Here is a 6,755-nt window from a genome sequence, read left to right as displayed (position 1 = left end):
GGCACGGCGAGGCCGAGGCCGCCGTACTCGCCCGCCACGAGCGCGCGCTTGCCGTCGGGCTGCGGCGGCAGGGCGGGACTCGGGTAGCCGTGTTCGTCCATGATGTCGCCGGCGCCGCCGTCCCGTCCGAGGTTGAGGCCGGACATGCCGTTGATCAGGCGGGTCGGGTCCCAGGACTTGGCCTGGTCGGCGAGGCGGCCCTCGTCGTACTGGCCCCAGCCCTCGTTGAGCGTGACCCACATGATCACCGAGGGGTGGTTGTAGTGCTGGTCGATCATGACCTTCATCTCGCGCTCGAACTCGGCGCGGGCGGCGGTCGACGGGTTGACCCCGGCCGTCATGGCGGGCATGTCCTGCCAGACGAGCAGGCCCAGCTTGTCGGCCCAGTAGAACCAGCGGTCGGGCTCGACCTTGATGTGCTTGCGGACGGAGTTGAAGCCCATCTGCTTGTGCATCTTGAGGTCGTAGGCGAGCGCCTCGTCACTGGGCGCGGTGTGCAGGCCGTCCGGCCAGAACCCCTGGTCGAGGGTGGCCATCATGAAGGTGGGCTTGCCGTTGAGCACGGTGCGCGGGGTGCCGTTCACCTGCTCGACCTCGATGGAGCGCATCCCGAAGTAGCTGCCGACCCGGTCGGAGCCGACGTTCACCTTCAGGTCGTACAGGTAGGGGTCGTCCGGGGTCCACAGGTGCGGCTTGTCCAGCTTCAGGGTGAGCGGCGAGCCGGAGGTGCCGGTGACCGTGCCGGCCTTGTGCTTGCCCGCGTAGGCGGTGGCGGTGACGGGCAGGCCGGCGCGCACGCCGGTCGTCTCGACGGTCAGGGTGCCGTTCTCGACGCTGGGGGTGAGCTTGAGGTCGCCGACGTGGTCGGTGGCGACGGGCTCCATCCAGACCGTCTGCCAGATGCCGGAGGACGGGGTGTACCAGATGCCGCTGGGGTCCAGGCGCTGCTTGCCCATCGGCGGGTTCTCGCCGTCGGCGGCGTCGGTCGGGTCGTAGACGCCGACGATCAGCTCCTGGGTGCGGCCGGGCTTGAGGGCGTCGGTGATGTCGGCGCTGAACTTGTCGTAGCCGCCCTTGTGGTCCGCGACCTTCTTGCCGTTGACGTAGATCTCGGACTTCCAGTCGACCGCCCCGAAGTTCAGCTGGAGCCGCTCTCCGTGGCCGACCTTCCAGTTCTTCGGCACGGTGAAGGTGCGCCGGTACCACATCCGGTCCTCGTGGCGCTCGATCCCGGAGAGCTGGGACTCCACGGGGTAGGGCACGAGGATCTTCTCGCCGAGCTTCTTGCCGACCGGGACCGGGTCGCCCTCGGCGGCCGCGGAGAACTCCCAGTTCCCGTTGAGGTTCTGCCACCGGGAGCGGGTGAGCTGGGGGCGCGGGTACTCGCGGTGGGCGTTGGCCGGGGTGACGTCGTCGCCCCACTCGGTGCTCAGCTGGTGGGTCGAGCGGTTCGGGCCGCTGGACCAGAACGAGCCGACGGCGGTGCCGTCCTCACCGCTCAGTCCGCCCTTGCCGTCGTAGGTGACGTCGGCGAGGCCGGGTGCGTCGCCGTCCTTGTTGCCGACGACCGGCTCCTTCAGACCGACGAGCAGGGCGCGCGGGTCGTCCGGGTCCGCCTTGACGCTTCCCAGCGGCCACTTCGCGCCGCCGATGACCGCGCCGATGTGGTCGTTCACCTCGCCGGGGACCGCGCCGAGCTTCTGCGCGAAGTCGAGCTTGAGGGTGCGGCCGTCGCCGAGCACGGTGGTGCCGATGGCGCCGTCGTACGTCCAGTCCGCGGGGATGCGGAACGCGGAGGACGGGATGGCCTCCTTCTGCTCGCCGGGCTCGGTCCAGCGCAGATGGAGGTTGGAACCTCCTTCGTGCTCGAAGTACTCCAGCTTGATGTCGACGGCCTTGTCGGCCGTGAGCTCGACGGGCGCGGAGGTCTGCTCCTTGTCCCAGTCGTCGACCCAGTGGTCGATGACGAGCTTGCCGTCGACCCACAGCCGGAAGCCGTTGTCGCCGGTGAGGGAAAACGTTGTCGCGCCGGTTTTCTCGGGGACGAGGCGGCCCGTCCAGCGGGCGCTCACGTCGTCGTTCTGTCCGGTGGCCGACTGCAGCCGGGACTCCAGGCTGCCGAAGTCGACCTGCGGGTCGAAGCCGGTCGCCTTCAGCTGGTCGAAATCGAAGGCCCCGGGGGCGGACTGGGTGTAGTACTCCCCCTTGAGACCGTGCGGCTCCACGGGGTCGTCGTCCGCGGCCGTGGCCGAGGGGGCCACGGTGAGCGCGGTGAGTCCGAGGGCCGCGATGAGCATCGGGGCCAGGTGCCGGCCGGGACGTCTGCGGGTTCTGGTGCGCACGGATCCTCCTGTGCTGGAACGCGATGAGGAAGGGTGGCGGCTCGCCGTTCGAGTCGGTACAACTCGTCTGTACAACGTTGGAATGAGCGGCAGTTGGCATGACAGCACGCGATCCCGCGCGCTGTCCAGGGTCATGACAAGCACGCCCGGTGAGCGGACGTGCCGAAGCGAAGGAGATTCCGTGCGGGTGAGCCTGAAGGATGTCGCGGAGCGCGCGGGCGTCTCGATCAAGACCGTGTCGAATGTCGTGAACAACTACCAGCACGTGACCCCGGCGATGCGCGCCCGGGTGCAGAAGGCGATCGACGAGCTCGGCTACCGGCCCAATCTGACCGCCCGCCACCTGCGCAAAGGCCGTACCGGCATCATCGCGCTCGCCGTGCCGGAGCTCGGCAACCCGTACTTCGCGGAGCTGGCCGGCGCGGTCATCGACGCGGCCGCCGAGCACGACGTCACGGTGCTGCTCGACCACACCCGGGGCGAGCGCGAGCAGGAGGTCCTGGTCTGCCAGGGCTTCCGGGCGCGGGTCATCGACGGGCTGATCCTGAGCCCGCTGGAGCTGGAGCCCGAGGACATGCGCGGGCTCGACGACGACATGCCGCTGGTGCTGCTCGGCGAGCGCGAGTACGGCCTGCCCTACGACCACATCGCGATCGACAACGTGGCGGCGGCCCGCACCGCGGTCCGCCATCTGCTGGGCCGCGGCCGGACCCGGATCGCCTATCTCGGGGCGCGCACCGACTCCGCCAACTCCCCCGCCCACCTGCGTCTCGAGGGCTGGCGGGGCGAGCTGGCCGACGCGGGTCTCGAGGCGCCGGACACGCTGGTGGGGGCCACGGGAGGCTGGGACCGCGGGGACGGGGCGGAGGCGATGGCGCGGATGCTGGACTCCGGGGTGCGCCCGGACGCCGTGTTCGCCTACAACGACCTGGTGGCGATTGGTGCGATGCGGGTGCTGCACGAGCGCGGGCTGCGGGTGCCGTGGGACGTCGCGGTGGTGGGTTTCGACGACATCGCCGAGGGCCGGTTCGGGGCCGTCACGCTGACCACGGTGTCCCCGGACAAGCAGGCCATCGCCCGGCTCGCGGTGCGTGCGCTGCTGCGCCGTCTCGAGCGTCCCGACGAGCGTCCGGGGGGCGAACTCGCCGCGGAGTTCCGGCTGGTGGAGCGGGAGAGCACGCTCGGCCGACGGTGATCCGGCAGGGCCCGGAGCGGGCCCGCCGCCTGCGCGAGGTCTTTACAGCCTCCTTCCAACGATGTAAAACCCTCCCCTGTACCGCCGTTGCGACCGGTCGAACACATCCACCCCGTCAGCGCGTTCGCGCGCGGGCCGTGCCGTTTTTGGGGACCTCCACATGACGCAGACCGCACGACTTCGCCGTAATTCCTCCCGGGCCCTGCTTGCGGCCGGACTCGTGGCGAGCCTCGCGCTCGCCACCGGTTGCGCCAAGTCGGAGGACGACAAGAGCTCTTCCGACCAGGGCAGTTCGAGCAGCCAGAAGGACAGCGCGGGCGGCCAGGAGGTCGCCTCGCCCGACGGCGGCCCGACCTGTGACATCTCCGCCTACGGCGGCAAGAAGCTCGACCTGAAGAACGCCACCGTCGGCTTCTCGCAGTCCGAGAAGGAGGCCAACCCGTTCCGCATCGCGGAGACCGCCTCCCTCAAGGCCGAGGCGAAGTCCCGGGGCGTCAAGCTGCTCACCGCCAACGCCCAGTCGCAGTTCTCCAAGCAGATCAGCGATGTGCAGGACCTCATCGCCAAGGGCGCCGACCTGCTGGTCATCGCCCCGCTCAACTCGGACGGCTGGGAGCCCGTGCTGCGCTCGGCCGGCGCCAAGCACATCCCCATCGTCACCGTCGACCGCAAGATCAACGCGACGGCCTGCAAGGACTACGTGTCCTTCATCGGCTCCGACTTCGTCGAGCAGGGCAAGCGCGCCGCGGACCAGATGATCGAGTCCACCGGCGGCAAGGGCACCGTCGCGATCCTGCTGGGCGCCGCGGGCAACAACGTCACCACCGAGCGCACCAAGGGCTTCGAGGACCGCATCAAGGAGAAGGCCCCGGACCTGAAGATCGTCTTCAAGCAGACCGGCGAGTTCGCCCGCGAGAAGGGCCAGCAGGTCACCGAGCAGCTCATCCAGTCCAAGCCGGACATCGACGGGATCTACGCCGAGAACGACGAGATGGGCCTCGGCGCGGTCAACGCCCTCAAGAGCGCGGGCAAGAAGGCCGGCGACGTCAAGATCGTGACAGTGGACGGCACGCGCAACGCGGTGCAGGGCATCGTCGACGGCTGGATCTCCGGCGTGATCGAGTCCAACCCGCGCTTCGGCCCGCTCGCCTTCCAGACCCTGGACTCCTTCACCAAGGGCGACAAGGTCGGTCAGAACATCGTGATCAAGGACAGCGCCTACACCGAGGACAACGCCAAGTCGGACATCGGCAAGGCCTTCTGAGATGCTGTCAGCCTCCCAGCTGAGCAAGACCTTCCCCGGCGTGCGCGCCCTCGACGGTGTCGACTTCACCGCGCGCGCCGGGGAGGTGCACGCGCTCATCGGTGAGAACGGGGCCGGCAAGTCGACCCTGATCAAGGTCCTCACCGGGGTCTACCGGCCGGACCAGGACGCGGGCACGCTCACGTACGACGGCCACGAGGTCTCCTTCGGCACCCCGCTGGAGGCCCAGCACGCGGGGATCTCCACGATCTACCAGGAGGTCAACCTCGTCCCGCTGATGAGCGTGGCCCGCAATCTGTTCCTGGGCCGCGAGCCGCGCGGCCGCCTCGGCCTGATCGACTTCCGCCGGATGCACCGGGAGGCCGACGCGGCCCTGCGCGAGCTCGGCGTCCGGGTCGACGTGCAGCGCCCGCTGCGCGAACTCGGCGTCGGCGCCCAGCAGATGGTGGCCCTGGCCCGCGCGGTCTCGGTCGACGCCAAGGTCGTCATCATGGACGAGCCGACGTCCTCGCTGGAGCCGCGCGAGGTGCAGACCCTCTTCGGCGTGATCCGCATGCTGCGGGAGCGCGGCATCGCGGTCGTCTACGTCAGCCACCGGCTCGACGAGCTGTACGAGGTGTGCGACGTGGTCACCGTGCTGCGCGACGGCCAGGTCGTGCACACCGGTCCGCTCGCGGACCTGGAGCGGCTGCGGCTCGTGTCCCTGATGCTGGGCCGCGACGTGTCCGACGTGCAGGACGAGGGGCTCACCAAGTTCTCCGGCGAGCACGACACCGGGGCCGAACCGGTGCTGCGCGCCGAGAAACTGACGGTCCGCCACCAGCTGGACGGGGTCTCCCTCGACCTGCGCCCCGGCGAGGTCGTGGGGCTCGGCGGACTGCTCGGATCGGGGCGCAGCGAGACCGCGAAGGCGATCGCGGGCGCGCTGCCGACGGACTCCGGCCGGGTGACCGTCGCCGGGGTCGCGGTCCGCACCGGGTCCACACCGGCCGCGATCCGGGCCGGCATCAGCCTGCTGCCCGAGGACCGCAAGGCGGAGGGCATCGTGCCGGGCCTGTCGGTGCGCGAGAACATCGCGCTCGCCGCGCTGCCGGGGCTGTCCCGCTTCGGCCTCGTGGACGACGCCCGGATCGACCGGATCGTCGACACGTTCGTGAAACGGCTGCACATCAAGTCGGCGGGCCCGCACCAGAAGGTGGGCGAACTGTCGGGCGGCAACCAGCAGAAGGTGCTGCTCGCCCGGTGGCTCGCGATGAACCCGAAGGTGCTGCTGCTCGACGAACCGACCCGTGGCATCGATGTCGGCGCCAAGGCCGAGGTGCAGAAGCTGATCGACGAGCTGGCGGACGACGGGCTCGGGGTGCTGCTGATCTCCTCCGACATGGAGGAGCTGATCGAGGGCTCCGACCGGGTCGTCGTCCTCAAGGACGGCGCCGTGGTCGCCGAGCTGACCGGCGAGGCGGTCACGGAGGACCGGCTTCTGCGCGCCATCGCCGCAACACCCGCTGGAGGACCGAGCGTTGAGTGATCTGACCCTGGGCAGGGCCGGTCTCGACCGGGACCGGCTGCTGCGCCTGCTGCAGGACTACGGCGTCTATCTGGGCGTCGTCGTGCTGCTGCTCGCGAACATCGCCTTCACCCCGCACTTCCTGTCCGCGGAGAACTTCCGCACCCAGGCCGTGCAGGTCGCGCCCGTGCTGATCGTGGCGCTCGGCATGGCGCTGGCCATCGGCACCGAGGGCGTCGACCTGTCGGTGGGCTCGGTGATGGCGCTGGGCACGTCGCTGATCTCGCTGTACCTGGGCTACGGCCCCTGGATGGCGGTCGCCGCCGCGCTGCTGGGCGGCGCCCTGGTCGGCGTCGCGAACGGGGCGCTGGTCGCCTTCGTCGGCGTCCAGCCCATCGTCGCCACGCTGGCCCTCATGGTCGCGGGCCGGGGCCTCGCCCTGGTCCT

At 70.2% G+C, this 6,755-nt stretch carries 4 protein-coding genes and 1 pseudogene; 4 read left to right on the top strand and 1 reads right to left on the bottom strand.

Annotation, left to right across the window (positions count from 1 at the left end):
- A partial coding sequence (locus GTW43_RS00620; RefSeq protein WP_161299559.1) for a PA14 domain-containing protein occupies window positions 1-2,342 on the bottom strand: 2,342 nt, incomplete at its 3' end.
- Window positions 2,343-2,523: 181 nt separating this feature from the next.
- On the opposite strand from GTW43_RS00620, the gene GTW43_RS00615 reads away from it, so the two are divergent.
- The 4 genes and pseudogenes from GTW43_RS00615 to GTW43_RS00600 all read left to right on the top strand — a co-directional run.
- Complete coding sequence (locus GTW43_RS00615; RefSeq protein WP_161299558.1) at window positions 2,524-3,537, top strand: LacI family DNA-binding transcriptional regulator; 1,014 nt, start codon at window positions 2,524-2,526, stop codon at window positions 3,535-3,537.
- Window positions 3,538-3,697: 160 nt separating this feature from the next.
- On the top strand, window positions 3,698-4,801 hold the full coding sequence (locus tag GTW43_RS00610; protein WP_161299557.1) for an ABC transporter substrate-binding protein: 1,104 nt from the start codon (window positions 3,698-3,700) through the stop codon (window positions 4,799-4,801).
- Between the two features lies 1 nt (window position 4,802).
- A complete protein-coding gene (locus tag GTW43_RS00605; protein ID WP_161299556.1) occupies window positions 4,803-6,329 on the top strand; it encodes a sugar ABC transporter ATP-binding protein in 1,527 nt (508 codons plus the stop codon).
- A pseudogene (locus GTW43_RS00600) lies at window positions 6,322-6,755 on the top strand (ABC transporter permease); the annotation flags it as partial. The gene GTW43_RS00605 and the pseudogene GTW43_RS00600, both read left to right, overlap by 8 nt.

The sequence above is a fragment of the Streptomyces sp. SID5785 genome (assembly GCF_009870065.1).
Classification (GTDB): Bacteria; Actinomycetota; Actinomycetes; order Streptomycetales; family Streptomycetaceae; genus Streptomyces.
Note: the sequence above shows the minus strand (reverse complement) of the source record. Positions and strands in the feature narration are given on the sequence as shown.

Bases quoted from the DNA above. Each gene is read 5' to 3' on its own strand.
- GTW43_RS00610 (WP_161299557.1), top strand. From the start codon at position 3,698: ATGACGCAGACCGCACGACTTCGCCGTAATTCCTCCCGGGCCCTGCTT.
- GTW43_RS00605 (WP_161299556.1), top strand. From the start codon at position 4,803: ATGCTGTCAGCCTCCCAGCTGAGCAAGACCTTCCCCGGCGTGCGCGCC.